Consider the following 26,904-nt stretch of genomic DNA (forward strand, 5'->3'; position numbering starts at 1 on the left):
AACACACCCATCGTTTCCTAAGCAATTATTACACCTCCTTTAACACATCTTTTCATACGTTTAAAGTGAAAATAAGGTTTCAAAAAAGTAAAAAAGGACATGTTACTATAAGTAAATAGTATCATAGTTTTATGTTGAAACGGTAGGAATATGAGGATTTGTATGTATCGAAAAATTAAAAAACCCTTGCCATTTTTAAGCAAGGGTTTCTCGGGTATACTAATTCAAGTGTTCTTGAACTAATTTATTAATTTTAGATCCGTCAGCTTTACCTTTAACTTTAGGCATAATCCGACTCATCACTTTACCCATATCTTGTTTTGAAGATGCACCAGTTTCTCGAATCGTTTCTTGAATAATAACTGAAAGCTCCTCATCAGAAAGCTGTTCAGGCATATATTCTTCAATTATTTTGATTTCCGTTTCAAGTTTTTCAACAAGATCATCGCGTCCAGCTGATTTAAATTCTTGGAGGGAATCTTTTCTTTGTTTCAATTCTCTTGATAAAATTGATAAATCTTCGTCTTCCGATAGTTCACTTTTACCAAGTTTTATCGATTCATTTTGTAATGAAGCTTTAACCATGCGAATAACACTAAGTCTTTCCTTATCCTTATTCTTCATCGCCTGCTTCATATCATTGTTTAACTGTGTTAATAATGACATCTTCTAGCACCTTCTTTAGAATTTACGCTTTCTAGCAGCTTCAGATTTCTTTTTACGACGAACGCTAGGTTTTTCATAGTGTTCACGCTTGCGATATTCTTGTAGTGTCCCACTTTTTGCAACACTACGTTTAAAGCGACGAAGAGCATCCTCAAGAGACTCGTTTTTACGAACGCGAGTTGTATTTGACATGCTAATTTCCCTCCCTCCGAAGCATAAAACAGATTATAAGACGAATGTCATTTCACACGCCTTTTGTAATTATAATATAACACGAAACATCGGTCAACTGATTATTTTTTCTTATACACGCGGAAAGAGCTTTTTCTATCTGGCATGTATAGGTAATTATTCTTAATAATCCGATGTACCTTGATTACCATTAATGATGTCAACTCCAGCACTTGCTCCAATTCTTGTTGCTCCTGCACTAATCATTGCTTTAGCACCTGATAAGTCACGTACTCCTCCAGAAGCCTTCACTCCCATTTCTGGGCCGACAGTCTTACGCATTAATGTAATATCCTCAACTGTTGCACCTCCACCAGAAAATCCAGTAGAAGTTTTAACAAAGTCTGCACCAGCTTCTTTAGCTAGCTTACATGCACGTACTTTTTCATCATCTGTTAATAACGATGTTTCTATGATTACTTTTGTCAGTGCTTGTCCTCTCGCAGCTTCAACTACCGCAAGTATATCTTGTTTGACAAAATCATCATTACCTGATTTTAATTCGCCAATATTTATTACCATATCTACCTCAGTAGCACCTTCAGAAATAGCTTGCTTTGTCTCAAATACTTTCGTTTCTGTGGAAGTTGCTCCTAATGGAAACCCTATTACAGTACAAACTTTAACCGGTGTATCCTTTAAATGTTCATAGCATAGTGAAACCCAATGCGGATTGACACATACAGAAGCGAATTCATATTCCTTTGCCTCTTCTACAATTTTTAAAATGCTTTCTTTTGTTGTATCTGGTTTTAATAGCGTATGATCAATAAATTTCTCTAAGTTTTGTATCATTATTATCTTCCCTTCTTCAGTTGTACGTACCTCTTTGGTATCATAGCATTTTCTATAATAAAAAGCTATTTATAATTCATTATTTAATAAGTAAAATGCCCAGTCTTATGACTAGGCATTCAATTTCATTTTACCGTGTGTTGCATTATCCATAATCCGTACAAATGTACCTTCGTTATACGGATAACCTGATTTATTTATTTTCACACGTACAATCTTGCCAATCATATCATGTGTACCTTCGAACTTAACTTTCAAATAGTTATCTGTATAACCAACCAGCATATTTGGATTTTCTTCTTCAAGTAAACGTTCTTCTGGGATTACCTCTAGAACTTCATCTTCATAACGAGAGGCGTATTCCCTTGCAAGTTCTTCTGATAAGTCAATCATACGTTGTACTCTTTCATTTTTAATATCTTCATCTACTTGATCTTCCATTCTAGCTGCAGGAGTCCCTGTTCTTCGAGAAAATGGAAATACATGCAACTCAGAATAACTAACTTTTTTTATAAAGTTGTATGTCTCCATAAACTCTACTTCTGTCTCACCCGGGAAGCCTACAATAACATCTGACGTTATAGCCAAATCAGGTAAGGCTTTGCGAATTTTTTCTACTTTCTGGTAGTAATAATCACTAGAATACTTTCTTCTCATACGTTTCAATACAGAGTCAGATCCTGATTGTAAAGGAATATGTAAATGACGGACAATCTTTTCTGACTGATCTAATACTTCAATTACTTCTTCCGTAATTTGACTAGCTTCAATAGAAGATATACGGATACGCTCTAATCCATCTACTTTTGTTTCTAAATCTTGTAATAACATTGCGAAATTATAGTCACTTAAATCCTCACCATACCCTGCCGTATGAATGCCAGTTAAAACAACTTCTTTATATCCAGCATCCACTAACTTTTGTGCCTGTTCTATTACGCTTTTTGGATCTCGTGAACGAAGTAGACCCCTTGACCAAGGTATAATACAAAACGTACAAAAATTATTACATCCTTCTTGTATTTTTAAAGAAGCACGAGTTCTATCAGTAAATTCTGGTACATCCATTTCCTCAAACACACGATTTTTCATGATGTTCGATACACCATTAATTGGTTCTCTCGTCTTCTTATGGTCCTCTATATATTTAATCATGTTTTTACGGTCTTGGGTCCCAACAACAACATCAACCCCGGGTATCTCTAGTATTTCTCCTGGTGATGTTTGTGCATAACATCCAGTAACACATACAATGGCGTCAGGATTTTTTCGAACTGCTCTTCTAATAATTTGTCTACTCTTTTTATCCCCTGAATTTGTTACGGTACATGTATTAATAACGTAAACATCAGAGTCATGATCAAAATCTACACGTTCATAGCCTTGTTCCATGAACATACGCCAAATTCCTTCTGTTTCATAGTGATTCACTTTACATCCTAATGTATGAAAAGCAACTGTTGGCAATTTTAACCCTCCAATTCTTCCAAGTGATACGATATACTAGCTAACGCATATAAAGCAGCTGTTTCTGTTCTTAAAATTCTTGGGCCTAGTCGAACAGGAATAAAATTATGTTCTTTTAATGTATCTACCTCATGAGGCGAAAATCCTCCCTCTGGTCCAATACATATCATAATTTTCTCCCCTCGTTTAAATTCCCTTACTACGCTAGCAAATGATTGATAATTAGCAGTCTTTGCTTCTTCCTCATATGCAATAAGAAGCACATCGTATGTAGCACTTTCTTCTAAAAGCTGTTTTAAATTCATTGCAGGTTTTATCTCTGGTAAGTGATTACGATGTGATTGTTCACTAGCTTCTTTTACAATTTTAGCATATCGAATTAACTTCTTTTCTTCTTTTTTCGTATCCCATTTAACTACAGAACGCTCTGCTATAAAAGGGATGAAAGCAGATGCGCCTAGTTCCGTACCTTTTTGTAAAACTAAATCCATTTTATCGGCCTTTGGTAGGCCTTGGGCAATTGTAATGGAAACAGGTAACTCTGAATCGTTTTCAATCCATTCTTCAACTTTAGCCATTACATAATTAGTAGCGATTTGTATAATCTTACATACAGCCCCTTTAGATTTTGGAGGATTGCAGATTATTTTATCCTCTACTTTCATTCGCATAACCCGTATTATATGGTGAGCATCGTCACCATCGATCGTAACGGTATCATGATCCCAATTACTTTCTGGAATAAAATACCTTTGCATAAAATGCACCTACTTTTTCTTAGCTACTACCGAAACCCAATCCTCTAGCTCATTAATTTCCACAATTTCAAACCCTTGTTGTTCAAGTTCGTCTAACACCATTTGTTTTTTTGCCTGTATAATTCCAGAAGTAATAAAATACCCTCCGTGAATTAAGTTATCCCAAGCCTCTTTAACAAATCTAACAATAATTTCAGCTAATATGTTAGAAACAATGAGGTCTGCTTCCATATGAACATCGTTTAATAGATTATTTTGTTTCGTATGAATAGATTTATTAACTTGATTCACCTTTGCATTTTGCTCTGTACTTTTAACTGCTATTTCGTCTAAATCATAAGCATAAATATCCTTTGCACCGAGAAGTGCCGATGCTATACTCAGTACTCCTGAACCACAACCAACATCAATTATGGTCTCGTTTCCTTTTATGTACTTTTCTAGAGCACGAATGCTTAAAACCGTGGTAGGATGAGTCCCTGTACCAAATGCCATACCAGGATCTAATTCAATAACAATTTCCTCGTTATTTTTTCTAGTATATTCTTCCCAAGTTGGTGTAATTGTAATCTTTTCAGTGATTTGAACAGGCTTATAATATTTTTTCCATGCAGTTGCCCAATCTTCTTCATTTACTTCACTCAATGTAATTTGATTTTTCCCTAAGTCAATATCAAAGGTAGTTAAATTATTAATCGCTAGTTTTATTTCTTCTATCGTTTCCACGAGAAAACTATTTACCGGCAAATAGGCCTTAATATAGACACCCTCTTCTGGATAGTCACTGGCATCCAACTCGAAAATTTCACCAAACATCGTATCTCGATCGATTATTAAATCTAACGGGTCTTCAATCACAACCCCGCTTGCACCTAATTCATGAAGTATATTAGAAATCGGTTCAATTGCTTCATTTGTCGTATGGATACATACCTCAGACCATTTCAAGTGATCTCACTCATTTCGTTAAATTTCTTATATTCTAGTTTTTAAAATTATGTAATAGGGGAATAGATGCTATTCCCCTTTAAAAGCTCTTTTGAATTTCTGGAATAATGAATCATCTTGTTCTTCGATTCTCTCATTACCAGAAATCTCATTAAACTCACGTAGTAACTCTTTCTGACGTTCTGTCAGTTTAGTAGGTGTTACAATACGAACTTTAATATGTTGATCCCCTTGACCGTAGCCTCGAACATTAGGTGCCCCTTTACCTTTCAAACGAAAGACCTTTCCAGTTTGAGTGCCAGCAGGAATCTTCAGCATCACTTTACCATGTACTGTTGGTACTTCTACTTCATCGCCAAGGGCTGCTTGCGAAAAGGTTAATGGCAATTCACAGAAAATATGATCCCCTTCACGAGTAAAGAATTCATGTTTTCTAACTTGAATGACTACATATAAGTCTCCTGCAGGACCACCATTTTTACCTGGCTCCCCTTTTCCAGCTACACGTATTTGTTGCCCATCATCAATACCGGCAGGGATATTGATGTGTATTTTTTTGTTTTTCTTAACAGTACCTTTTCCACTACACGTCATACATTTTTCTGGAATAATCTTCCCGGAGCCATCACAATAATGACAAACCCTACGGTTTACCACTCGGCCAAATGGTGTATTCTGTTCCGTGTTTAATTGTCCAGATCCGTGGCAGTGAGTACAAGTTTCTGGTTTAGTTCCAGGTTTAGCTCCTGAACCGTGACAAGTATCACATTGCTCATCTTTCGGAATGGTTATATCTGCTTCTTTCCCAAAGATAGCTTCTTCAAACTCTAATATCATGGTATATTGTAAATCTGCACCTTGCTGTGGTGCGTTTGGATCTCTTCTACGTCCGCCACCACCGAAGAACATATCAAAAATATCACCAAAACCACCAAAATCTTGTGATCCTCCAAAGCCTCCAAAGCCTTGATTACCGTTCATTCCTGCATGTCCGAACTGATCATATTGTGTACGTTTTTGGTCATTTGATAATGTTTCATAAGCTTCTTTTACTTCTTTAAACTTATCTGCTGCATCCGGTTCTTTATTTACATCAGGATGATATTGACGTGCTAATTTACGGTATGCTTTTTTAATTTCCTCTTTTGATGCGTTTTTTTCTACGCCTAGAACTTCATAATAATCTCGTTTTGACATCTGTATCACTCTCCCGAATCACTTTCACATAGAGTAAATCATAACATTAACAGTAATATGATGGCAAATGGTTCAATGCTAGTATTCTTTAAAATTATTTAATGATTGATACACCGAGCTCGGGGCTTGAATACATTCCGCTTTCCTGATGGGTGAGCGGTGAGTCGACTCGTCCTCGAGCACTGTGGGGTCTTACCCTGGCCACTTCTCCCGCGGGAGTGTACGTGTATTCCAATCGCTTAGTGCATCTAAAAGTTATCAAATTGCCAATCAGATAATTACCTTCAAAAAAAGCCAAAGTCAAGAAGGTCCTGACTTTGACTTTTTTTGTTAATATATTTACTTATTTTTTATCTTCGTCATCTACTTCTTGATAATCTGCATCTACTACATCATCTGCCGCGTTTTGATCTGATTGCTCTTGACCAGCTTGATTTTCTTGGGCCATTTGCTCATAAAGTTTTACAGATAATTGTTGTACTTGTTCTTGTAGAGCTTCTTTCTTCGCTTTAATTTCATCAAGGTCATTGCCCTCTAAAGCTTTTTTCAACTCATCTTTAGCTGACTCTGCTTTTTGTTTTTCTTCTTCTGAAACTTTATCCGCTAAATCTTTTAAGGTCTTATCTGTTGTAAAGACAAGTTGGTCTGCTTCATTACGAAGTTCAACTTCTTCGCGACGTTTTTTATCAGCTTCGGCATTTTCTTCTGCTTCTTTAACCATACGATCAACCTCTTCATCTGATAGACCAGAAGAAGATTTAATCGTGATAGACTGTTCTTTGTTAGTACCCATGTCTTTAGCGCGTACGTTAACAATACCGTTCGCATCAATATCGAAAGAAACTTCAATTTGTGGTACCCCTCTTGGTGCTGGTGGGATATCGGTTAATTGGAAACGGCCAAGTGTTTTATTATCTGCCGCCATTTCACGCTCCCCTTGTAACACATGAATATCAACAGCTGTCTGGTTATCAGCAGCAGTTGAGAAAACTTGTGAATGACTAGTTGGGATTGTTGTATTTCTCTCAATCAATTTAGTAAACACGCCACCCATTGTTTCAATACCCAATGATAGTGGTGTAACATCAAGTAATACAACGTCTTTTACATCACCTTGTAAAACCCCACCTTGGATTGCAGCACCTAATGCTACTACTTCATCCGGGTTTACTCCTTTTGAAGGTTCTTTTCCGATTTCACGTTTAATTGCTTCTTGTACCGCTGGAATACGTGTAGAACCACCTACTAAAATAACTTTATCGATATCATTAGCAGTTAAATCTGCATCTCGTAACGCTTTACGAGTCGGTACCATCGTACGTTCTACTAAATCAGAAGATAACTCTTCAAATTTAGCACGAGTAAGATTCATTTCTAAATGTAATGGACCTGCTTCTCCAGCAGTAATGAATGGTAATGAGATTTGTGTTTGTGCAACCCCTGAAAGGTCTTTTTTAGCTTTTTCAGCAGCATCTTTTAGGCGTTGCATCGCCATCTTATCTTGAGATAAATCAATGCCATTTTCTTTTTTAAATTCTTGAACTAAATGATTAATAATGACTTCATCAAAGTCATCTCCACCTAATCGATTATCCCCTGCAGTTGCAACAACTTCAAAAGTACCTTCACCAATATCTAGGATTGATACATCAAAAGTACCTCCACCAAGGTCATAGACAAGAATAGTCTGATCTTCATTAGATTTTTCGATACCATACGCTAAAGCAGCAGCCGTAGGTTCGTTAATAATACGTTCCACTTCTAAACCAGCAATTCTACCAGCATCTTTAGTTGCTTGGCGTTCTGCATCATTAAAGTAAGCAGGTACAGTAATAACTGCTTTATCAACCTTTTCACCAATATAATCTTCTGCATATGATTTTAAGTACTGAAGAATAACCGCAGAAATTTCTTGTGGTGTATATTCTTTATCTTCCACTTTTACTTTATAATCTGTACCCATATGACGTTTAATGGAAAGGATGGTATTTGGGTTTGTAATAGATTGACGCTTTGCTACTTCCCCTACTTGTCTTTCACCATTCTTAAAGGCTACAGCTGATGGTGTTGTACGGTTACCCTCTGGATTTGGAATAACAACTGCTTCTCCACCTTCCATAACTGCAACACATGAGTTAGTTGTTCCTAGATCAATTCCGATGATTTTTCCCATTGATATTTCCTCCTTGAATCATAGCCTTTTCTTAAGATTGATTAACTTTTACCATTGCATGACGGATTACACGATCTTTCATCATGTACCCTTTTTGTAGTTCCTCTACAACTGTGTTAGGATCAAACCCTTCTTCTTCTACCTGCATTACTGCTTGATGAATATTTGGATCAAATTCCTTACCTACAGTTTCGATAGGCTCAACACCTTGTGACTTCAAAGCATCAACAAGCTGTCTATAAACCATAGAAATGCCATCTAATAAGCTTTTATTTGCATCTGTAGTTTCCACCTGTAAAGCACGTTCAAAGTTATCAATAGCAGGTAAGAGCTCTGTAACAAAATCTTGCGCTTTATATTTACGTTCTGCTTCTCTTTCTTTAAGGGAACGTTTTTTATAGTTTTCAAATTCCGCTTGTGTCCTTAACAACTTTTGATATAACTCTTCCTTTTCCTGATTAGCTTTTGCTAATTCTTCCTCAAGCTTCGATATATCCACATCTGAAGCCGAATCTTCTGTTACTTCCGAATCAAAAACAGCCTCATCTTGAATTTCTTCCTCATTTTCAAGTGGCTTTTCCTCTTCGACACCTGTAACCTCTTTTTCTTCCATGCTGGCACCTCCAAATACACACATTCCTACTAACTTTCATTTCATGTTTTACTATACGTTGTTTTTATACCATAAGTATAAAGCTTCTGTCATTTCATTTGATAATGCATTTAATAACGTAATTACTTTACGATACTCCATACGAGTAGGTCCAATTAGCGCTATTGTACCCATTTGTTCGGATCCTAATTGGTAGGACGCAGTAATTAAACTGAAGTCTTTAATCTCGTCTATCTTATTTTCATTTCCAATCGAAACCTTGATTCCGTGTTGAGCTGTCTTTAACAAGTTTACAACCTGATCTTCATTTTCCATCATCTGATAGAATGAACGAACTTTATTAATATCGTTAAATTCTGGTTGTGTTAAAAGGTTAGTCTTACCACCAATGTAAAGTTTAACTGGTTGGTCATGGAAGAAAGCTGATTTAATATAATCAAACGACTTTTCAAAATCTCTTACATATAGCTTCATTAAAGAGAGTACCTCAGTTGTAATTACATTTGGTAAGTGCGCTAAAGAAACACCTTTTAGTCGTTCATTTAAAATATTGACGATTTTTTCTAAATCAGTTGGACTAATCTCTCCTGGGATTGTAAAGGAACGATGTTCAACGTGTCCCGAGTCCGTTACCATTATTGCTACCGCCGTATGTTCTGATAACGGGACAATTTGTAGCTGTTTAACCTTTGTTTCAAAAATTTCTGGTCCTAAGATGATAGACGTATAATTAGTTAAATCAGATAATACCTCAGCTGACTTTTGTACGAGTCTCTCAAAATCGATGAATTCATCCCGTATTAAATCCTTCATAATATTTAAATTGCTTTTATCAATGGACGGTGCTATGACATTGTCCACGTAATAACGATATCCTTTTTCTGATGGGACACGACCAGAAGAAGAATGAGTTTTTTCTATAAACCCCATTTCTTCTAAGTCAGCCATCACATTACGGATAGTAGCAGCACTGAATGATATATCATCTTTTTTTGAAATCGCACGCGAACCAACTGGATGGGCTGATTCAATAAAATCATCAATTATAACTTGCAAAATCATTAATTGCCTATCCGTTAACATTAATGATCACCCCTGTTAGCACTCTATATCCTTGAGTGCTAATACTAATAATAAATTATCAAATCATTATTTTTTTGTCAATGCTATTGCCTTTATATCTTCATCTTCTAAAAGAAAATACTCAAATGCATCATTACCAAATAGCACACCTTGTTCAGATAAATGGATTTTATCTTTCTTATCCACTAACCAACCTTTTTGTACTAAATGGTCAATTTGCCATTTATAAAGTAATTCAAGACTAAAACCATACTTATCTTGGAATTTTCTTTTGCTAACTCCACTTAACTTTCGCAATCCTAAGAATAATTCTTCCTCAATTTGTTCTTTTAATCCTATTGTTTCAACTTTCAATAATGGTCTACCATCTTCATTAGCTTGTTTAATATAGGCGGGTAATGGACGAATATTCATCGTACGTTTTCCCGGTAGGTACCCACTTGCCCCAGCACCAAATCCATAATAATAGTCATTGTTCCAATAGGTTAAGTTATGCTTACTTTCAAAACCAGGTTTTGAAAAGTTACTAATTTCATATTGCTTAAGTCCACTTGCCCGCATTTTATTTTTAAGGATTTCATACATTTCAACCTCGTCTTCTTGTGCTGGTCGATGTAATTGACCTTTTTTAAACTTATTGTAAAAAATTGTTTTCGGTTCAATTTGTAAAGAGTACGCCGAATAGTGCGGTAAGTCAAAAGAAAGAGCCTCAGTTACAGTTTTTTCAAAGTGTTCAGGTGTTTGATTGGGTAATGAGTAAATCATATCAAGACTAATATTAGTTAACCCTTCTTTTTTTAAAAGCTCGACTGTTTTATAGACATCTTCAATACGATGAGCTCGTCCAAGTTCTTCTAACATCGCATTATCAAATACTTGTACTCCAAGTGAAACTCGATTAACCCCGTATTCTTTCAATAATTTAGCTTTTTTTTCATCGAAATCACCTGGATTAGCTTCAATGGTGTACTCCACGCAGTTCCAAACATCAAATTTTTCTTCTACGAACGCGAGTAGCTTCTTTAATTGATTATAATTTAATGCGGTAGGTGTTCCTCCACCAATAAAGATGGTCTTTACTCGGTTCTTTTCACCCTGAACTTGTACATTTATTTCATTAGATAATGCATCTAAATATTCCGTAGCCAATTGCTCATTATAGAAGAATTTCGTAAAATCACAGTAATGACATATATGCTGACAGAACGGTATGTGAATATATACAGATTGAATCATTATAGTTTTCTCCTAACACTCAAATTGCTTAATGAAAAACATGGGACAACTGGATAACTATCTAAAAAAGAAAAGGAAAAACTTTATTAAGTTCTTCCGTCTTCTCACTTATTCATCATCCATTTTTAAAACAGCCATAAACGCTTCTTGAGGCACTTCTACGGAACCTACCATCTTCATCCGTTTTTTACCTTCTTTTTGTTTTTCAAGAAGTTTTCTTTTACGCGAAATGTCACCACCATAACATTTTGCTAAAACATTTTTACGCATTGCTTTAATGGTTGACCTTGCCACTATTTTATTCCCAACTGCTGCTTGTACCGGTACTTCAAATTGTTGTCTTGGAATTAGTTCTTTTAATTTCTCTACAATTTGCTTCCCACGATCATACGAAAAATCTTTATGGACAATAAATGATAACGCATCTATCGTCTCACCGTTAAGGAGAATATCCATTTTAACTAGCTTCGATGCTTGATATCCGAGCAATTCATAGTCAAATGAAGCATACCCTTTCGTATTGGATTTCAATTGGTCAAAGAAATCATATACAATTTCAGAAAGTGGTATATGGTAAATAACATTTACTCGAATATCATCTAGATATTCCATATCAATGAACTGACCACGTTTCTTCTGAGCGATTTCCATGACTGCTCCAACATATTCATTTGGTACCATGATAGTAGCTTTCACATATGGTTCACGAACTTCTTGTATTTTTTGTGGATCTGGCATTATAGATGGATTATCAATAGTGATTACTTCCCCATCTGTCTGCTGAACCTCATAAATAACGCTTGGTGCAGTTGTGATTAAGTCAATTTTAAATTCTCGTTCGATTCTTTCCTGGATTATTTCCATATGTAATAATCCTAAAAATCCACAACGGAAACCAAATCCTAATGCTTGTGATGTTTCTGCTTCATATTGTAATGCCGAATCATTTAATTCCAAACGCTCTAGCGCCTCACGTAAATCATTATATTTATTAGAATCCACCGGATATAATCCACAATACACCATCGGATTAAGTCTTCTATACCCTGGAAGTGGTTCAGTAGCTGGATTATTTGCAGAGGTAATGGTATCTCCTACACGTGTATCTCCGACATTTTTAATTGAAGCTGTAATATATCCTACATCCCCAACATGAAGCTCTTTTAAAGGCAATTGTTTCGGAGTAAACACTCCAACTTCATTTACTTCAAATTCTTTTCCAGTTGCCATCATTTTTATACGATCTCCAACCTTTACAGAGCCCTCTTTAATACAAACATAAGCAACTACACCCCGATAGGAATCGTATAATGAATCAAAAATAAGTGCTTTTAATGGTTCATCAGGATCACCTGCTGGTGGTGGAACAGCTTCCGTTATTCTTTCTAAGATATCTTCAATACCAATATTCGCTTTAGCAGATGCTAATATCACATCATCAGGATCTATTCCAATAACTTCTTCCAATTCCTTTTTCACGCGTTCTGGGTCCGCACTAGGTAGATCGATCTTATTAATGACAGGAATAATCTCTAATTCATTATCTAAAGCAAGATATACATTGGCTAATGTTTGTGCTTCGATTCCTTGTGCAGCATCCACAACTAATATGGCACCTTCACAAGCTGCCAAGCTTCTAGATACTTCATATGTAAAATCGACGTGACCTGGTGTATCAATTAAGTGAAATGTGAAATCTTCTCCACTTTTACTCTTGTAATGTAACTGTACTGCATTTAGTTTGATTGTTATTCCACGTTCTCTTTCTAGATCCATCGCATCTAAAATTTGGTCTTTCATTTCACGTTTTGTAACAGTTTGTGTGTTTTCTAATATACGGTCAGCCAAAGTAGACTTACCATGGTCGATATGGGCTATGATAGAAAAATTACGTACATTTTCTTGTTTTCTCGCCATACGTGATGTTCACTCCTATTGCCTTTACCACTAACAGTAAAAGTACAAATTTAATACTTCCTATAAAAATTTCGATGATTGCTAGGATGATTATAGCAATTGAAGCCTATTGTTTCAAGAAAGAGTTGTTATATTAATACATTTATGGTCTTAATTTATGTATGATATGGTAAATATCCATAAAAATGTTGGTGGCCCGAATCCATTACACCTTATTTGATGGAATGGATTCGGGCCACCAGTATAGTGTCTTACTCTAGAAAAACAATTGTGATATCTGATATAAGATTTCAACAATTACATCATAAAAGCCTTGTACAATCACTTCAATGAAGGATGCTGTTTTTTGACTTAGATGGTCGGAATTTGTAGCTTGAAGCTCCTCGGTAATCGTTTGCTGATTAACAACTTCTGGCGCATTGGGGTTTTCATTCGCAGTATGTTTAACTTCATTCGATGTTTCTACTACTTCTGTAGTAGTTGCATTAGGTTCAGTAGAGAAGATGCTTTGGCCAGTATGGTCAATCCCTACGATGGCACCTACTAAAAAACATATCACTAGTAACAACATTACGGATATAAACTTAAACATCTTTTAAAACCCTCCTCATTCCGAACTAACTTTTTCAGCATCCCAATATAATTCACTAAACACTTCCGCTAACGCCTCAGCAGATCGGTATAATTCTTCCAGATTATTTTCTACTCCACCAACCTCAACAGTAAGTGCGTTCTCATGTAAATCTTGATTGAAAACTCCGTCTGTTCCCGCACCTTTTTTAGGTGGCAATACCCCCCTACTTAATCCCGGGTATTTTTCTTGCATTAATTTGTAGAGTTTAGTAGCGATTTCTAGGTTTTTTTCATAATTAGCATTTTCTCCACCTATCACAAACGCAATCCTTGCATATGCTTCCCCTTCTATAATCTTTGTCGTTTCTTCTCTACCTTGTGAATCTCTATGAAAATCAAAAACATATTGAATATCTTTATTATTAGAAAAAGCTTCTTGAACATTTGCTCGAATTGCATCATAGGATTGCCAGTACTCCATGTTTTTCTCATCTAATAATTTCATCGTATCAGTCTTGTCTAATTGATTGCCAATTCCATATTTCTTAAGCGCACTGGAAAAGCGTTCACTTACTAATGATATATTCACTTCACTATGCTGAGCCAAATTTGGGTTTGTTACGCCAGGTAAATGTGGTAAAAACGATTCATAATTATGTGTATTGTAAATAAAAACAACCTCTCTTCCACCTGTAGTAGGTGTGCCTTCTGGGACTTCTTCTGGACTTTCTACATCAACACCTTCATCTACCACAGCTTCTCTGTCTTTTAAAACCTCTTCAAGTGGTGGTGAAGACTCAATTGGAAGATTTGTATAATTTGTTCCTTCACCAGCTATAAATATTTCACTATCATAAATGGAAAAACCCGGAAGTTCATTTCCAAGTAAGCTTCTCGGATCATCTGGTTGTATGCTAGTTGCTATTTGAAAAAGAGTAGATGATAGATTTGGTATTTCCGCTTCTGGAGGAAGTCCATCCATAAAGATTCGGTTTTCCATTCCGAGTAAATACATAAACGTAGAACTTTCAATCTCACTCGTCCAATTTGTTAATGTATTGGAGGATAATCTTAATGCAGGTGAAATTGTTGTAATTACTCCTATAAGAACAAATAAAATGAATACACTCACTACATATATTGCGCTTTTTTTTACATAGTTAGCTATTTTATGATTGCTTTTAAATCGGTGAGGTTCTAGCATAATTGTTCCACCTTCCTAGTCGTCTATAATAAAATCTATGACGAATCTTCGGAAGGTAGAACCTCTTGCTCTCATTTTTCACAAAATTTAATAGAGTTATACAAATTTCTTACCTTGAATAGGAAGCGAAATTGTCAACATCAACCGCTTCATGTAACGCAGCATTTATTCCGTTCGCTAAAACATGGGACATATCTACCATAAAACCATCTACTTCTTTTGGTGTAACCATCATATTATAGCCAGTTGGGGTTAAGACTTCCGAAATTAGTTTTCTTTTTTCCTCTTCAGATAAATTGCCAACAATCCCCATAAAAGTTTGTCTTTTTTCCTCGTCAGGCAAATCCTCTTCCGTATATTTTTTTCCTCCAAAAGACATACTTGCCGGAGCCAACGACTTAGATGGGCGATCTTTTTCGCGCCATTCTCTTCCAAAATGCTTCAAAATGAAATCAATGGTATCGCTTGTTATGGTTACTGCATCAACAACTGTCGGTACCCCAATAGCTAGAACCGGTACCCCTAGAGTTTCTTTACTAAGCTCTTTGCGTTTATTCCCTACACCTGACCCAGGATGAATGCCGGAATCCGATAACTGGATTGTTTCATTTACTCGTTCTATTGATCTAGACGCTAATGCATCAATTGCTATAACAAAATCTGGGCTAAACTTTTCTACAATCCCAAAAATTATATTACTCGTTTCAATCCCGGTAATTCCCATTACACCAGGGGTAACTGCCCCTACCGGTCTATACCCCTCAGACACTGACTCATGTTCTAACTTAAATAAGTGACTAGTCACTAATACTTTTTCTATCGTCATCGGTCCAAGTGCATCTGGTGTCACATTCCAGTTACCAAGACCTACGATAAGCCCTGTTGCATCTTTTTTAATATTATTTTTCTCAAGCAAGTTCTCAATCTCTCTTGCTAAAATTTTGGCTGCATTCTCTTGGCGTTTCGTATCTTGTTTTTTAACACCATCTGCGTAAATGGTTACATAAGAGCCAGGTTTCTTCCCTAGTAATTCTGCACCTTCAGCATCTATATCAACGTAAGAAATTTTAATTCCATTCTCTTCAATATCCTTAAGTTGTACCCCTTTTATTTTATCCTCAGGAGGAGTCTCCTTTTCTACGTACATATCTTTTGCTTCGATAGCTAGGTCAGTACGTACTTGAAATTGGTTTTCCTTCATTTCCTTTTCACTCAAACTAAATCGCATCCTTTCAGGCATTGTAAATATACATAAATCTATAGGATTAGCCTTAACATTTTTGTTAAAAACATACAATTTACGATGAAGATAGGATAATTCTTATTGAAAACAAGCTCTAACTTTGGTACAATGTCTCTTGTTCAATGTAATGAACGTTAGTGTTTTTAGGAGGTGAAATAATGGCTAATATTAAATCCGCAATTAAACGTGTTGATGTAAACAATAAAAAGCGTGCTCAAAACCAATCAGTAAAATCTGAAATGCGTTCACAAATAAAAGTTTTAGAGAAATTTGTTGAAGCTAATGATGTTGAAAATGCAAAAACCGCATTAACAGAAACAGTCAAAAAAATTGATAAAGCAGTACAAAAAGGTCTTATCCATAGAAATGCTGGTGACCGTCAAAAGAGTCGTCTAACTAAAAAAGTTAACGGTCTTGGTGCCTAATTATTCAAAAAAAACGATCCCAGAAGGATCGTTTTTTTATTGTTTTATAAGATTATATAATAACAATTCAAATGCCAGTGACTTATCCATTCTACCTTGCTTAATGATTGCATCAGTTTCAGTTAGTTGATCGATAATATAGTTTAGTTTGTTAACCGTAAACTTCGCTTCTCTGTTAAGTGCAACCTTTATTACATAGGGATGCACTCCTAATTGTTTTTGCATTTGACCAGAGCTATAACCTTTTTGTTTTAAAAGCTTCACTCTTAAAATAGTTCTAAATTGGAAAGCTAATAATCCAATTAAGGCGATTGGTTCTTCCTTCATTTTTTCTAAGTCTTTGTAAATTGCAATTGCTTTCGCAAGGTTACCTTCGATGACTGTATCAACTAGACGAATCCCAGAACTCGTTACCGAATGTGATACCATTTCCTCAGCAACTTGTTTGGTTACAATACCGCCTTCCCCTACATAGAGAGAGATTTTTTCTAATTCACTTTCGATGATATTTAAATCCGTAGAAAGTTCATTCTCAAACGTTTCAAATGCGTCATCATTTATCGTCATGTTTAGTTGCTTTGCTAAATTCATTATCCAGTTTTTTAATTCATAGTCTTTTATCGGATTACATTCTGCTACTAGACCATTTTTCTTTAGAAGTTTACTGATTTTCTTCCGTTCATCAATCTTTTCATATGGTGCAACTAGAACTAACACAGAATAATCTACTGGCATCTCTATGTATTGCTCTAAAACAGATAATTGGTGTTCAAAAGGAAGCTTGTCTGACTTAGCTTTTAGAAAAACAGCATTAGTAGCGATAATGACTTTTTTTTCACCAAAAAATGGATAGGTTTCCACATCTGCAACTACTTCTTGTATAGGTGTTTCAGTTAAGTCATACGTAGATAAATTTTCTTCATCATCTAAAACTTTTTTTACCAATAATTCCTTGATTTTCTGGATAAAATAGTTTTCTGTACCATATAATAAAATGACTTCTGGGATACTTTGTTTTTTTATTTGTTTTATTGCCTCTGTATATGACATGCTATTCACTCCAACTAATTATATTCTTTATGGTAATGGGTTAATCGGTGAATAGCAAGAAAAACCTGAGAGGGAAATTAGGGATAAGAATTTCCCTCCCTATCTATATGAACGTTTAACATAATGCCCTAGGAACAATATGTTAAACGATGTTTTTCTTTCTTTTATAGCATGACCCTTCTCGCATAAAGTATAGTTGTTAAGTCTTTCTATTTTTGGGTATACATAATTAAATTTGACATTTTTGCATCAATGGTGGATTTTTTTATGTATTTAATTTATACTAAAGGTTGGTATAGGAGGGTTAGCTATGAATGAATTTGAAAAGGATCCACAATCAAAAAATAATGATGTAGTTGATTCCATTAAAGGTTTTACTTTTTCTTTAGTTTTCTTTCTTTTAATATTTTTAATCGGTGTAGTAATTAGTGTTGTTGGCTCTTAAGTACATATGGTATCGTAACAAAAGAGACTGGTATATATCCGGTCTCTTTTGTTATTTCCTAGTTCATTTATAGATTATGGATTGAATTGATAAAAGGTTCCATTGTTTTCATTAAATCGATAAATTATAGCACCTGATTGATCTGTTCTTAAAACATAAACATTTTCCTTCTCAAACACTTCCAAAACCTCGTTGTTTGGGTGACCATACCGATTATTCTTTCCAACTGAAATCAATGCGTAATCTGGTTTTGTTGCAGAAATAAAGTTTTGATCAGTCGAGGTGTTACTTCCATGATGAGCTACTTTTAATATATCAACGGATAAATCGGGGGCTGAATGTAGAATAGCCTTTTCGGTTTCTTTATCAATATCACCGGTAAATAACCAGTTTTTTCCGCCAAGAGTAGTTTGAAACACAAGAGAATTTTCATTGCTGCCTTTTTTATCTACCCGTGGGGAAAGAATTTTAAACCTCTTTCCTTTCATATCAATGGTTTGTCCTGCCTTCACTCGTAAAACCTTCTTATTAGCAACCTTTTGAAGCAGCTCGTTTTCAAATTGATAAAACTCACTTACAATCACTTTTTTTACCTCAAAATCCTCTAACAGATATGGAATACTTCCATTATGGTCAGTATCTTCATGACTAATAAATATAGCATCTATATTTTTGATACCTCGATATTGTAGGAAAGGTTTTACTACCTTTTTGTAAATCGTATCTGTTGGCTTTTCCCCTTCAAACGAGATAGCACCACCTGCATCGACAATAAACACTCCTCTTCGAAATGGTAATTCAATTACAATCGCATCCCCTTGACCTATATCTAACATCGTTACACTTCCATAAGGAGATAGGTACGGCCTTACCATTATGTATACTAAAAGAATGGTTAAGATGATACCGCAGGAAAAGGCTTGATTTAATTTAGCCAATTGAATCCTTTTCATCATTAACACGAACAAACCATAATATAATACGAGAAGCATAGTTGGAAATTGTCCTGTAAACCACGGAAAATACGCATATAAATCTACCAATTCTACTATCTTTAAAAAAATGCCTTCTTGTATAAACGTAAATAACTTATCTAATAATTCAGTAATGAAAGGAAATGGAGAAATAAACAAAAGTACAAACATAAGAGGAATTACAAAGAAAGTAAAATAAGGAACAACGAAAATATTAAGCAAGATTGAAAGTGGATTAAAGTTATAAAAGTAAAGAATTTGGAGGGGTACTATCATGAGCTGCGAAATAAAACTTAATTTAATCATTTGAAAAAGTAACTGTCCACTGTCCAATAGCCAATTTTTTGACAGAATGATACCAAAACTAACGAGAAATGATAACTGAAAACCTATATGGTAAATAATGTATGGATTCATTAAAATTAAGCTTAAGAATGCGATACTGATGACATCTAAAGTATTTAGTTTCCACCTCCATCTTCGCATTATAATCACAATAATAACCATTAGACTTGCACGTAATACGGAAGGTTCTCCACCAGCTAGAAAAGCATATATTGGTAACAATAAAACCATTAAACTTTGTGCTTTTTCAATTGTTAAAAATTGTAGCTTTATCATAACAAAATATAATAATCCAACAACTAAGCCAATATGCAAACCAGATATTGCTAATAAGTGAGATAATCCCCACCGCTGGAAAAGTTCTGTTACTTCCTCAGAAATAAACCTATCATCACCTAAAGCGAGGGCGATTATCCAAGAACTGGCCTCTTCTGAATATCGAGTTAAAAGATAATTCATTAAGTTTAATCTAACTGTATGAAGCAAACTTAGATTATTCTGACCATCGCAATAAAGAGAATCTAGGGAAGTAATCAACATCTCATAATATATTCCATTAGTAGCAAGGTACCTTTGATAATTAAATTGCCCGGGGTTACGACTATCTTCCGGAAGACGTACCTCTCCCTCTACAGTACACTCTGCACCAGACTTAATATTCGAGATATCTGGATGATGGAAATCTGGTTGAAAAAGAGTTACTTTTATTAAGTTTTCTGTTTTATCATCTTTTAAATCAAATTGGAGGATTGTATCTGATGAAGTAACAGAACCGATAATTTTCCCTGTTACTGTAGTCGTAAATGGTTCTAATTCAAAGTGAATGGATTCAATCGGAGGTATTAACAATAAGAACATTAGATAAACGACTAGGGAAGTAATTATAGGAATCTTCCCTAGCCGCTTCTTCCTATTTAAATAAAGTACCCAAATGATAAATAGTATCAAACAAAAAAACGTATTATAAATGATGGAAATAGCACTACAAACTGCAGCAAAAGCAAGAATATACCAGTAGCCTTTCATACGAATCTTACCTTGTTAAATGAAATAATTCCTGTGCTTTCTCTTTCAGAGCAGCGACATCACTAGAGTTTTTATCATCTACTAGTTGTAGTAGTTCAGTGATGAGAGAAGTTTTTTCTTTGTAATTCATATCAAGCGCTAAATAATCTAGTTCTACTTTTTCTGTCCGTACTCCCGCTTCTTTAAAAAGTTGAATCGCATATGGATGATTTTTATAGTCCTCAGCATAGAAAACTGTTCTTATTCCACTTTGAATTAATTGCTTCGTACATTGTAAGCATGGAAAGTGGGTAACGTAAACATCTGCGTTCTCTGTAGGAACACCAAATTTAGCGCATTGTAAAAGAGCATTTGCCTCTGCATGGACCGTCCTTACGCAATGTCCATCGATGACATAACACCCTTCATCGACACAATGAACGTCACCAGAAACACTTCCATTATACCCACCTGCTATGATTCGTTTATCTCGAACAATAGTTGCTCCTACCATAAGCCTTGTACATGTGCTTCTTAACGCAAGTAGATGGCTTTGAGCCATAAAATATTGATTCCAAGAAATTCTTTCCATCGTTTAACGTCTCTCCCTTCTATGAAGTCTAGTGTACATGGCAAGTTTTTTATCGTCAATCTCTTATGGAACTTGTATCTCTTCTTGAATACCCTCCAACGTCTTCTCTCCGATACCAGAAACACCTAATAAATCCTCAATCGATTGAAAATATCCATGTTCCTCACGATACTGTACTATTGCTTTTGCTTTTGAAGGGCCGATTCCTGGTAGTTTTTGTATTTCTTCTTCTGTCGCATAATTTATTCTTATTTTGGAATTTTCCGGACTATCTTCTGTAGTCCCCCCTTCTTCCCCAATACGTGGAACAAGAATTACCATTTCATCGATTACCTTTTGGGCAAGGTTAATATAATTTTGATCAGCATCCTCTGTAAATCCCCCAGCTATATCTATAACATCCTTAACACGGGCATTCGGTTCCATTTCATATACCCCAGGACGTATTACTTCACCTTTTATATCTACAACTGCTGAAATTGCTTCATTTTCTTCAAGATTTTCTACGCCCGCTAAATTCTTTCCATCATCAAATGGAGTGATAACTTCCTGATGGTCTGCCCTTTTAATATAAATTATGAATACAATTACAACTCCCATTACGATAAACAATATAAATCTGTTTTTCCGAATCATTTCTAGCATTACTATCACATCCTAATACTAGTGTTCCTTTATGATACAAAAAGGGATATGTTTCTGGCAAAAAAAGAAAAGGACGAGAAAATCACTTATCTCGTCCTTTTTTGTGCAATAACAAAAATTCTTTCCGCTTCACCTTCAGAAAAATCATCTTCTAGTAAAAAATCACGGTGAAAAGCTAAAATTTCAAATCCTGCATGATTTAATAATTGCTGATAAACTTTTATAGGAAATGTACGCTGATGATGGGATTCATCAAACCTTTCATATGTATTTCCGTTTGATTTAAAGAACGTTAATTCGTGAAACATTTCTCCTTCAATTTCACTAGGATAGCAAGTCCAAATATATGCGCTATCTTCTGTAACATCAGAAAAAGAGTTCCCTATTAAATCCTCTACTACATGCTTAATCGAATGAACATCAAAAATGAATATGCCATGGTCATTCAAAGCTTGGCTAACATGTAAGAACACTTCTTGCACGTCTTCTTCTGTCGTAATATAATTGATTACATCACAATAACTGATAGCTAAATCAAAGTTATTTAAACCTTCAAGCTCTCTTAAATCCTGATGGATCCAATTTACTTTTACATTTTCCTCATTTGCCTTTTGTGAAGCTATGGTAAGCATATCTGTTGAATAATCAACACCCGTAATATTAAATTCTTTTGCTAATTTCAGTGTAATCTCCCCGGTACCACAACCTAAATCAATTACATTAGCTGCTTTCAAATGATATTTCTCAATGATTTTCTTGGTGAATTCCACCCAATTATCATATGGAGCATCCTCCATAAATTGGTCATAAAGACTTGCCATTAGTTGATATGCCATTATCTATTGACCTACCTCTAGAGGTACCGGAGCTGCATCTCCCCATAGACGTTCTAAGTTATAATATTGTCTTTCATCCTTATGGAAAACATGACATACTACATCACCTAAATCAACTAGCACCCACCTTGCTTGTTCAAAGCCCTCTAGTCGTTTTACCGATATTTGATGTTCATCCATCTTTTCTTTTACAGCTCTAGCAATGGATTGGACTTGACGTTCGTTAGTGCCGTGGCAAATTAAGAAATAATCTGCTACTAAAGATACTTGAGCTAAATCTAATGCTACAATCTCTTCTGCTCGCTTATCATCACATGCTTCAGCTGCTAATTTTAAAATTTCCATAGGATTATTGTTCAAATTTATTACCTCCATCTAAAAGTCTTGTTAAATCATTATATGCATGAAATGTATCAGGATAAATACGATTTTTCTTTTCCATTAAATAAGTAATTGTATTTCGAGATACCATCCAAGCTGTTTTAATAAGATCATGTTCTGCCATTTCTCGGACTTTATCGAGTCCAGGAAAGCTCCTACCAGGCTCAATATAATCTGCTACAAATACAATAAGTTCTAGTTTACTCATATTAGCTTTTCCAGTAGTATGATAATAAATGGCAGCCTTTATTTCTTCATCAGTAATTCCAAATTCTTCCTCTATTTTTAAAGCAGCCACCGGACCATGCCAAAGTTCGTGGTGATATAAAAGCAAGTCTTTCGGCAGAGAACTTGATGTTTCAATAATTCTTTGCATTTCATTCAGAGAACGATACTTACAATAATCATGAAAAACAGCTGCAAGTTCCGTTTTTTCTATTGATACATTGTACTTGTTTGCAAGTTTTACAGCTGTATCCGCAACACGTAAGGAATGCTCAAATCTCTCTTTTGTTAAATGTGGTTCCACTAATTTAATTGCTTCATTTTTATTCATATAAACCATGCCCCTTTATATAAGAATACACTGAATCTGGAACAAGGTATTTTATTGATTTTTTCTCTCGAATTCTGTTTCTTATTACACTAGATGAAATATCAACCATTGGGATGTCAACCACTTTAATCGGGAATGGACTTTTTAATTCATATCCAGAACGTTTCACCCCGACAAATTGGACCATATTCATTAACTCGTCAATATTGTACCAATTAGGCAAATATTCTACCATATCTGCTCCTATTATAAAGTAGAAATCAGTATTAGGATATTTTTCTTCCAACAACCTCATCGTGTCTATTGTATATGATTTCCCTGAACGTTCGGTTTCAATAGTATTCAATATAAATGCATCATTATCCTCTAATGCAAGTCTAAGCATCTCAATTCGGTTCCTTACCTCTAGCGTTGCTACATCTTTATGAGGAGGTTCATAGGTTGGGATAAACCAAACCTGCTCTAAATTAAGTGCATCTTTTACCTCTTGTGCGATAATTAAATGTCCTATATGAGGTGGATCAAAGGTACCACCTAGAATTCCAATACGATTCATTTAATAACCCCTTCTAAAGAGCTAATTACCGACAAGTTATGGTAACTCAATCTCTTTATTCTCTTTAGACTCTTTATACAATACAATATTATTACCTATAATCTGTACGATTTCAGCATTTGTTCCAGCCTGCAAGTTTTCCGCTACCGTATCTTTATCTTCTAAACAGTTTTGTAAAATACTTACTTTAATTAATTCTCTCTTTTCTAATGCTTCATTAACTTGAACGATCATATTTTCATTAACACCAATTTTCCCTACTTGAAAAATTGGTTTTAAATGATGTGCTTTGGAGCGAAGATATCTTTTTTGTTTACCTGTTAGCATGTTATCACCCTTCTAGTAATTGTTTTAATTGTTTATCCATTTCATTAAGTGGTGGTACGATACCAAACCATATCTCAAATGCAAATTGAGCTTGATATAATAGCATTAAATAACCGTGGTGTACTTTTGCACCTTTAGCTTCTGCCTCTTTTAAAAATTTTGTCCAAATAGGTTGGTAAACAATATCACTAACTATCGCAGTAGATTTCAGATTATGAAGATACAACGGCGAATTTTCTTCATTCGGTCTCATACCAACATTAGTTGTCTGGATAATCAGGTCATATTCTTGTAGGTTTCTCTCTGCATCTTTTAAAGAAATACATGCAGATTTATCTCTTCCAACTATTAATTCCGCTTTTTCTATCGTCCGATTAGTTATATTAATCGATAAATAACCAGCTTGCTTGAGTGCATAATAGATGCCTCTCGCTGCACCACCAGCTCCAACTAAAAGTATTTTTATCTTCTTATTATCGACTACTTCTGGATGACTTATTTCTAATGAGCGAAGGAAACCAATTCCATCAGTATTATAGCCAATAAGTCTACCATCATGATTCAATACCGTGTTGACCGCGCCAATCTTCATTGCAGTAGGGTCGAGTTCATCTAACATAGGAATTATCTTTTGTTTAAATGGGATTGTAACATTAAATCCTCTAACACCTTTATCCTTCATAGTCTGAACAAGATGTAATAAATCATCTTCTCGGGCTTCAAAGATCGAATAACTCCCCTTAAAATTTGTATTTTCTAAGAACTTCGTATGTATCCAAGGAGATAAGGAATGCTTGATTGGATATCCTATTAAGCCTAATTGTTCCATCAAATTCCTCCTAAATTAACGACTTTCTTACGGATACCGCAACTTCCTTAGGACTATGTGCAACAATTGTACAAGCACCACTTACAGTAACCCATCCTAAGCCAGGGAATACGATGTCTGTTTTATCACCATTTAATCGATACGAGCTTGTCGTTAGTGGTGGTAACGATTGGATGGATTCTTCATCTGGTGGAGATAATAATTCACCAAGATGATTGTTATACAAATCATTTGCTTTTTCAAGCTTTGTTCGGTGTATTGGAAGTTGATTTGAAAAATAACAAACGAATGATTGTCTATCTCCTTTTATAAAATCTAAACGAGCTAATCCACCGAAGAATAATGTTTGTTCTGCATTTAGTTGATAAACTCTCGGTTTTATTTCTTTCGTAGGTGTTATTACTTTTAAATCTTGGTCGGATACGTAATGTGCAATTTGCTCGTGATTTACAATTCCAGGTGTATCAATAAGTGCAGAACCCTCATCTAATGGAATTTCAATAAACCCTAATGTAGTTCCAGGAAAATAAGAAGTCGTAATGACATCACTTTCACCCACGGATTGTTTAATTAATCGATTGATAAATGTAGATTTCCCTACATTTGTTGTTCCAACAATATAGACATCTTGATTTTCACGATATTTTTCAATTTGCTCCGTTAATACATCAATACCATACCCTTTAACCGATGAAATTAAGAATACATCTTCTACTTTAATGCCTTGCTCCTTTGCGGTTGAGCGTAACCATTGTATAAGTTTATTCTGGTTTGTAGACTTTGGCAATAAATCCATTTTGTTCCCAACAAGAATAATTGGGTTATTTCCCACTATTCGAGGTAGACTTTTAATCATTGTTCCGTTCACATCAAATATATCAACGATATGTACGACAAGGCCTTCTTTTTCACGAATCGAACTTACCATTTTTAGGAAATCATCATCATGAATAGACACATCTTGTATTTCATTATAATGCTTTAGTCTAAAGCATCTTTTACATAGAATATTTTCCTTCTCAAGAGAAGATTTTGGTGTATACCCAAGTCCTTTTGGGTCTTCGGTCTGTATCTCAACTCCGCAACCGATACAATGTATGTTCTCCACTATTCTTCCTCCCAACTAATCATGCCTTTTTTACGGAAATAATTCATTATTTTCCGTTCTATACTTCGATTAAATTGCGTTATCTTTTCATCAGTTTGTACAATCGGTACTACTAGAATGGTGTAAAATCCTGCTGAATTACCACCTAAAACATCAGTTAATAGTTGGTCACCAATAACCACGATTTCTTCTTTTTTCAATCCCATTTTCTTTGCAGCAGTAATAAAAGCACGTCTTAATGGTTTTCTAGCACTAAATACAAACGGTGTACCAAGTGGCTCTGAAAACATTTTCACTCTATCTTCTTTATTATTTGATATGATGGTAACTTTAATGCCATTATCCTTCATTAGTTTAAACCATTCTATTACTTCAGTACTCGCATCCTTTACATCCCATGCTACCAACGTATTATCTAAATCTGTAATAATTCCCTTGATCCCTTTTTCCTTTAGAACAATGGGATTAATATCAAATATACTTTTAACATGTTCATTTGGTAGAAATCTTTTTAACAATCGTTACACCTCTTTATTAACAATAAATGTTATCGTTTATATACTAACCTATCCAATGTTTATACAAAAGTATTTTTGGTTATTATATATAGTACTAGAAAAAGTTGCATTAACTTATTTCTAACTTAAGTTAGTTTTTTATGCAGTAGAGGGCAATTTTTTACCTCTGCCAAATAAAAACCTATGCATATTAAAATACCATATATAT

The 26,904-nt window shown here is 34.9% G+C and carries 29 protein-coding genes; 2 read left to right on the forward strand and 27 right to left on the reverse strand.

The genetic code is table 11. The features are described from left to right. Window positions 1-219 precede the first annotated feature (219 nt). The 15 genes from AB1K81_RS06565 to gpr all read right to left on the reverse strand — a co-directional run bounded on the left by AB1K81_RS06565 (window position 220) and on the right by gpr (window position 16,062). The gene (locus AB1K81_RS06565) at window positions 220-666 is read right to left on the reverse strand and encodes a GatB/YqeY domain-containing protein (RefSeq protein ID WP_412975820.1); all 447 of its coding nucleotides are present in this window, start codon (window positions 664-666) and stop codon (window positions 220-222) included. A 15-nt stretch (window positions 667-681) separates the two neighbouring features. Next, window positions 682-858 (reverse strand): 30S ribosomal protein S21, encoded by a 177-nt coding sequence (gene rpsU / locus AB1K81_RS06570; RefSeq protein ID WP_042145999.1) that lies wholly within the window; start codon window positions 856-858, stop codon window positions 682-684. A 162-nt stretch (window positions 859-1,020) separates the two neighbouring features. After that, window positions 1,021-1,692, reverse strand: a complete 672-nt coding sequence (deoC, locus tag AB1K81_RS06575; protein ID WP_412975821.1) for a deoxyribose-phosphate aldolase — start codon at window positions 1,690-1,692, stop codon at window positions 1,021-1,023. A 111-nt stretch (window positions 1,693-1,803) separates the two neighbouring features. Then, the gene (gene mtaB, locus AB1K81_RS06580; RefSeq protein WP_412975822.1) at window positions 1,804-3,159 is read right to left on the reverse strand and encodes a tRNA (N(6)-L-threonylcarbamoyladenosine(37)-C(2))-methylthiotransferase MtaB; all 1,356 of its coding nucleotides are present in this window, start codon (window positions 3,157-3,159) and stop codon (window positions 1,804-1,806) included. A 2-nt stretch (window positions 3,160-3,161) separates the two neighbouring features. Then, a complete protein-coding gene (locus AB1K81_RS06585) occupies window positions 3,162-3,917 on the reverse strand; it encodes a 16S rRNA (uracil(1498)-N(3))-methyltransferase (protein ID WP_412975823.1) in 756 nt (251 codons plus the stop codon). A 9-nt stretch (window positions 3,918-3,926) separates the two neighbouring features. Continuing rightward, window positions 3,927-4,865, reverse strand: coding sequence for a 50S ribosomal protein L11 methyltransferase (gene prmA, locus AB1K81_RS06590; RefSeq protein WP_412975824.1), 939 nt, complete (start codon window positions 4,863-4,865; stop codon window positions 3,927-3,929). A gap of 69 nt (window positions 4,866-4,934) precedes the next feature. Continuing rightward, on the reverse strand, window positions 4,935-6,062 hold the full coding sequence (dnaJ, locus tag AB1K81_RS06595) for a molecular chaperone DnaJ (protein WP_412975825.1): 1,128 nt from the start codon (window positions 6,060-6,062) through the stop codon (window positions 4,935-4,937). Window positions 6,063-6,405: 343 nt separating this feature from the next. Beyond that, window positions 6,406-8,235: a molecular chaperone DnaK gene (gene dnaK / locus AB1K81_RS06600; RefSeq protein WP_412975826.1), complete on the reverse strand. Its 1,830-nt coding sequence runs from the start codon at window positions 8,233-8,235 to the stop codon at window positions 6,406-6,408. Window positions 8,236-8,266: 31 nt separating this feature from the next. Beyond that, window positions 8,267-8,848 (reverse strand): nucleotide exchange factor GrpE, encoded by a 582-nt coding sequence (gene grpE, locus AB1K81_RS06605; RefSeq protein ID WP_412975827.1) that lies wholly within the window; start codon window positions 8,846-8,848, stop codon window positions 8,267-8,269. Window positions 8,849-8,899: 51 nt separating this feature from the next. Next, window positions 8,900-9,931 (reverse strand): heat-inducible transcriptional repressor HrcA, encoded by a 1,032-nt coding sequence (hrcA, locus tag AB1K81_RS06610; protein WP_412975828.1) that lies wholly within the window; start codon window positions 9,929-9,931, stop codon window positions 8,900-8,902. A 66-nt stretch (window positions 9,932-9,997) separates the two neighbouring features. Then, on the reverse strand, window positions 9,998-11,167 hold the full coding sequence (gene hemW, locus AB1K81_RS06615; protein ID WP_412975829.1) for a radical SAM family heme chaperone HemW: 1,170 nt from the start codon (window positions 11,165-11,167) through the stop codon (window positions 9,998-10,000). 108 nt (window positions 11,168-11,275) lie between these two features. After that, window positions 11,276-13,084 (reverse strand): translation elongation factor 4, encoded by a 1,809-nt coding sequence (gene lepA, locus AB1K81_RS06620; RefSeq protein ID WP_412975830.1) that lies wholly within the window; start codon window positions 13,082-13,084, stop codon window positions 11,276-11,278. Window positions 13,085-13,340: 256 nt separating this feature from the next. Beyond that, the gene (locus AB1K81_RS06625; RefSeq protein ID WP_412975831.1) at window positions 13,341-13,676 is read right to left on the reverse strand and encodes a DUF3679 domain-containing protein; all 336 of its coding nucleotides are present in this window, start codon (window positions 13,674-13,676) and stop codon (window positions 13,341-13,343) included. A 15-nt stretch (window positions 13,677-13,691) separates the two neighbouring features. Beyond that, window positions 13,692-14,861 (reverse strand): stage II sporulation protein P, encoded by a 1,170-nt coding sequence (spoIIP, locus tag AB1K81_RS06630; RefSeq protein WP_412975832.1) that lies wholly within the window; start codon window positions 14,859-14,861, stop codon window positions 13,692-13,694. Between the two features lie 109 nt (window positions 14,862-14,970). After that, the gene (gene gpr, locus AB1K81_RS06635) at window positions 14,971-16,062 is read right to left on the reverse strand and encodes a GPR endopeptidase (RefSeq protein ID WP_412976127.1); all 1,092 of its coding nucleotides are present in this window, start codon (window positions 16,060-16,062) and stop codon (window positions 14,971-14,973) included. A gap of 200 nt (window positions 16,063-16,262) precedes the next feature. Here gpr and rpsT point away from each other — a divergent pair, with 200 nt between their 5' ends. Continuing rightward, a complete protein-coding gene (gene rpsT, locus AB1K81_RS06640; protein ID WP_412975833.1) occupies window positions 16,263-16,529 on the forward strand; it encodes a 30S ribosomal protein S20 in 267 nt (88 codons plus the stop codon). 36 nt (window positions 16,530-16,565) lie between these two features. Here the strand turns inward: rpsT and holA are convergent, their stop codons facing one another. Then, window positions 16,566-17,579 carry a DNA polymerase III subunit delta gene (gene holA / locus AB1K81_RS06645; RefSeq protein ID WP_412975834.1) on the reverse strand — a complete coding sequence of 338 codons (1,014 nt, stop codon included), beginning with the start codon at window positions 17,577-17,579 and terminating at the stop codon, window positions 16,566-16,568. 310 nt (window positions 17,580-17,889) lie between these two features. Between holA and AB1K81_RS06650 the strand changes: the two genes are divergently transcribed. Continuing rightward, window positions 17,890-18,024 (forward strand): YqzM family protein, encoded by a 135-nt coding sequence (locus AB1K81_RS06650; RefSeq protein ID WP_412975835.1) that lies wholly within the window; start codon window positions 17,890-17,892, stop codon window positions 18,022-18,024. Window positions 18,025-18,098: 74 nt separating this feature from the next. Here the strand turns inward: AB1K81_RS06650 and AB1K81_RS06655 are convergent, their stop codons facing one another. The 11 genes from AB1K81_RS06655 to AB1K81_RS06705 form a co-directional block, all read right to left on the reverse strand. Continuing rightward, a complete protein-coding gene (locus AB1K81_RS06655; RefSeq protein WP_412975836.1) occupies window positions 18,099-20,369 on the reverse strand; it encodes a DNA internalization-related competence protein ComEC/Rec2 in 2,271 nt (756 codons plus the stop codon). A gap of 7 nt (window positions 20,370-20,376) precedes the next feature. Beyond that, complete coding sequence (locus AB1K81_RS06660; protein ID WP_412975837.1) at window positions 20,377-20,940, reverse strand: ComE operon protein 2; 564 nt, start codon at window positions 20,938-20,940, stop codon at window positions 20,377-20,379. A gap of 63 nt (window positions 20,941-21,003) precedes the next feature. Then, window positions 21,004-21,585 (reverse strand): helix-hairpin-helix domain-containing protein, encoded by a 582-nt coding sequence (locus tag AB1K81_RS06665; RefSeq protein WP_412975838.1) that lies wholly within the window; start codon window positions 21,583-21,585, stop codon window positions 21,004-21,006. 86 nt (window positions 21,586-21,671) lie between these two features. After that, a complete protein-coding gene (locus AB1K81_RS06670) occupies window positions 21,672-22,421 on the reverse strand; it encodes a class I SAM-dependent DNA methyltransferase (RefSeq protein WP_412975839.1) in 750 nt (249 codons plus the stop codon). 3 nt (window positions 22,422-22,424) lie between these two features. Further along, on the reverse strand, window positions 22,425-22,766 hold the full coding sequence (gene rsfS / locus AB1K81_RS06675; RefSeq protein ID WP_412976128.1) for a ribosome silencing factor: 342 nt from the start codon (window positions 22,764-22,766) through the stop codon (window positions 22,425-22,427). 4 nt (window positions 22,767-22,770) lie between these two features. After that, window positions 22,771-23,358 carry a bis(5'-nucleosyl)-tetraphosphatase (symmetrical) YqeK gene (yqeK, locus tag AB1K81_RS06680; RefSeq protein WP_412975840.1) on the reverse strand — a complete coding sequence of 196 codons (588 nt, stop codon included), beginning with the start codon at window positions 23,356-23,358 and terminating at the stop codon, window positions 22,771-22,773. Then, a complete protein-coding gene (locus AB1K81_RS06685) occupies window positions 23,351-23,914 on the reverse strand; it encodes a nicotinate-nucleotide adenylyltransferase (protein ID WP_412975841.1) in 564 nt (187 codons plus the stop codon). Before AB1K81_RS06685 ends, yqeK begins: the two co-directional genes overlap by 8 nt. 36 nt (window positions 23,915-23,950) lie before the next feature. After that, complete coding sequence (yhbY, locus tag AB1K81_RS06690; RefSeq protein ID WP_412975842.1) at window positions 23,951-24,241, reverse strand: ribosome assembly RNA-binding protein YhbY; 291 nt, start codon at window positions 24,239-24,241, stop codon at window positions 23,951-23,953. Window positions 24,242-24,245: 4 nt separating this feature from the next. Then, window positions 24,246-25,073, reverse strand: a complete 828-nt coding sequence (aroE, locus tag AB1K81_RS06695; RefSeq protein WP_412975843.1) for a shikimate dehydrogenase — start codon at window positions 25,071-25,073, stop codon at window positions 24,246-24,248. A gap of 7 nt (window positions 25,074-25,080) precedes the next feature. Further along, window positions 25,081-26,178: a ribosome biogenesis GTPase YqeH gene (yqeH, locus tag AB1K81_RS06700; RefSeq protein ID WP_412975844.1), complete on the reverse strand. Its 1,098-nt coding sequence runs from the start codon at window positions 26,176-26,178 to the stop codon at window positions 25,081-25,083. After that, complete coding sequence (locus AB1K81_RS06705; protein ID WP_412975845.1) at window positions 26,178-26,696, reverse strand: YqeG family HAD IIIA-type phosphatase; 519 nt, start codon at window positions 26,694-26,696, stop codon at window positions 26,178-26,180. Before AB1K81_RS06705 ends, yqeH begins: the two co-directional genes overlap by 1 nt. Window positions 26,697-26,904: the final 208 nt, after the last annotated feature.

It is taken from the genome of Ornithinibacillus jepli (assembly GCF_047228935.1).
Taxonomy (GTDB): domain Bacteria; phylum Bacillota; class Bacilli; order Bacillales; family Amphibacillaceae; genus Ornithinibacillus.

Coding starts and splice junctions, on each gene's coding strand:
- spoIIP (WP_412975832.1), bottom strand. CDS start 14,861: ATGCTAGAACCTCACCGATTTAAAAGCAATCATAAAATAGCTAACTAT.
- rpsT (WP_412975833.1), top strand. CDS start 16,263: ATGGCTAATATTAAATCCGCAATTAAACGTGTTGATGTAAACAATAAA.
- AB1K81_RS06685 (WP_412975841.1), bottom strand. CDS start 23,914: ATGAATCGTATTGGAATTCTAGGTGGTACCTTTGATCCACCTCATATA.
- holA (WP_412975834.1), bottom strand. CDS start 17,579: ATGTCATATACAGAGGCAATAAAACAAATAAAAAAACAAAGTATCCCA.
- yqeK (WP_412975840.1), bottom strand. CDS start 23,358: ATGAATAAAAATGAAGCAATTAAATTAGTGGAACCACATTTAACAAAA.
- rsfS (WP_412976128.1), bottom strand. CDS start 22,766: ATGGAAATTTTAAAATTAGCAGCTGAAGCATGTGATGATAAGCGAGCA.
- dnaK (WP_412975826.1), bottom strand. CDS start 8,235: ATGGGAAAAATCATCGGAATTGATCTAGGAACAACTAACTCATGTGTT.
- yhbY (WP_412975842.1), bottom strand. CDS start 24,241: ATGCTAACAGGTAAACAAAAAAGATATCTTCGCTCCAAAGCACATCAT.
- AB1K81_RS06670 (WP_412975839.1), bottom strand. CDS start 22,421: ATGGCATATCAACTAATGGCAAGTCTTTATGACCAATTTATGGAGGAT.
- rpsU (WP_042145999.1), bottom strand. CDS start 858: ATGTCAAATACAACTCGCGTTCGTAAAAACGAGTCTCTTGAGGATGCT.
- lepA (WP_412975830.1), bottom strand. CDS start 13,084: ATGGCGAGAAAACAAGAAAATGTACGTAATTTTTCTATCATAGCCCAT.
- grpE (WP_412975827.1), bottom strand. CDS start 8,848: ATGGAAGAAAAAGAGGTTACAGGTGTCGAAGAGGAAAAGCCACTTGAA.
- AB1K81_RS06655 (WP_412975836.1), bottom strand. CDS start 20,369: ATGAAAGGCTACTGGTATATTCTTGCTTTTGCTGCAGTTTGTAGTGCT.
- hrcA (WP_412975828.1), bottom strand. CDS start 9,931: ATGTTAACGGATAGGCAATTAATGATTTTGCAAGTTATAATTGATGAT.
- AB1K81_RS06625 (WP_412975831.1), bottom strand. CDS start 13,676: ATGTTTAAGTTTATATCCGTAATGTTGTTACTAGTGATATGTTTTTTA.
- deoC (WP_412975821.1), bottom strand. CDS start 1,692: ATGATACAAAACTTAGAGAAATTTATTGATCATACGCTATTAAAACCA.
- hemW (WP_412975829.1), bottom strand. CDS start 11,167: ATGATTCAATCTGTATATATTCACATACCGTTCTGTCAGCATATATGT.
- dnaJ (WP_412975825.1), bottom strand. CDS start 6,062: ATGTCAAAACGAGATTATTATGAAGTTCTAGGCGTAGAAAAAAACGCA.
- AB1K81_RS06585 (WP_412975823.1), bottom strand. CDS start 3,917: ATGCAAAGGTATTTTATTCCAGAAAGTAATTGGGATCATGATACCGTT.
- AB1K81_RS06565 (WP_412975820.1), bottom strand. CDS start 666: ATGTCATTATTAACACAGTTAAACAATGATATGAAGCAGGCGATGAAG.
- gpr (WP_412976127.1), bottom strand. CDS start 16,062: ATGAAGGAAAACCAATTTCAAGTACGTACTGACCTAGCTATCGAAGCA.
- AB1K81_RS06650 (WP_412975835.1), top strand. CDS start 17,890: ATGAATGAATTTGAAAAGGATCCACAATCAAAAAATAATGATGTAGTT.
- AB1K81_RS06660 (WP_412975837.1), bottom strand. CDS start 20,940: ATGGAAAGAATTTCTTGGAATCAATATTTTATGGCTCAAAGCCATCTA.
- AB1K81_RS06665 (WP_412975838.1), bottom strand. CDS start 21,585: ATGCTAGAAATGATTCGGAAAAACAGATTTATATTGTTTATCGTAATG.